The organism is Vibrio sp. 2132-1 (assembly GCF_033344315.1).
The window spans coordinates 1-844 of the sequence record NZ_JAWPON010000194.1 but is presented as its reverse complement, the minus strand read 5'-3'; the positions used below and the strand labels follow the sequence as shown (position 1 = coordinate 844).

The 844-nt window shown below is 44.5% G+C and carries 2 protein-coding genes; both read left to right on the top strand.

The features are described from left to right. Positions 1-529, top strand: a 529-nt coding sequence (locus tag R8N47_RS24355; RefSeq protein ID WP_318186000.1) for a PP2C family protein-serine/threonine phosphatase, incomplete at its 5' end; no start/stop codon positions are given. Continuing rightward, on the top strand, positions 526-844 hold a 319-nt coding region (locus tag R8N47_RS24350), incomplete at its 3' end, for a type VI secretion system ImpA family N-terminal domain-containing protein (RefSeq protein ID WP_318185999.1). The genes R8N47_RS24355 and R8N47_RS24350, both read left to right, overlap by 4 nt.

The window sequence follows — 844 nt, the reverse complement described above, 5'->3', positions numbered from 1 at the left end:
AATGAACTTAGATGGAAAGACAATGGGCACAACATTGGTGCTGTTGTTTATTCAGGATGGTTATTACCACTGCCTATGGGTTGGTGATAGCCGCATTTATCAATTGAGAAACGGTACTTTTGTACAAAAAACTCGTGACCATAGCCAAGTGATGGAGTTAGTTGAACAAGGCTTGTTGGCATTTGAAGACGCAGAGTCCCATCCATTAGCCAATGTAATTACCCGAGCTGTTGGGGTTGATGAGATGGTGACGATAGACCAAGTATCGGGACAGCTTGCGGATGGTGACCAGTTCTTGTTGTGCAGTGATGGACTTTCCAAGGAACTAAGCTGTGATGAAATGCATAAAACTCTATGTGCAGATTCAGTTAACCAAGCTGGTTTGGCATTGATGCACTCTGCTCTGGTGCGTGGCGCTAGTGATAACGTGACGTGTGCGCTCATTAAAGTGCGTCAAGAACCTAGTGAGTTTGACTCCGCTAGGCGAGATGATGCGACTATTCCTGTGTTTTTGAGGGGGAGAGTATGAGTAACACGATGTTTGATTGGTATGAGCAAGTCCTTGCACCAATTTCGGAAGACAATCCGACTGGCATTGATCCAAGAGAGGATGTCTCTCCTCAGTCTGCTTATTATCGACTTAAAGATCAGCGAATGGTGGCAAGAAACGCAGAGCGAAACGCCATCATCGAAGAAGAGAGTATTCATACACATAACAACTTATGGCGCGTTTTTGTTGAAGAAGTACCAGAAGTTCTCGCTACACAATCAAAAGATTTTGAGTTTGTTGCCTGGCTAATAGAAGCACTAACTCGGCTTTATGGTTTTAGAGGCATGGGCGTAG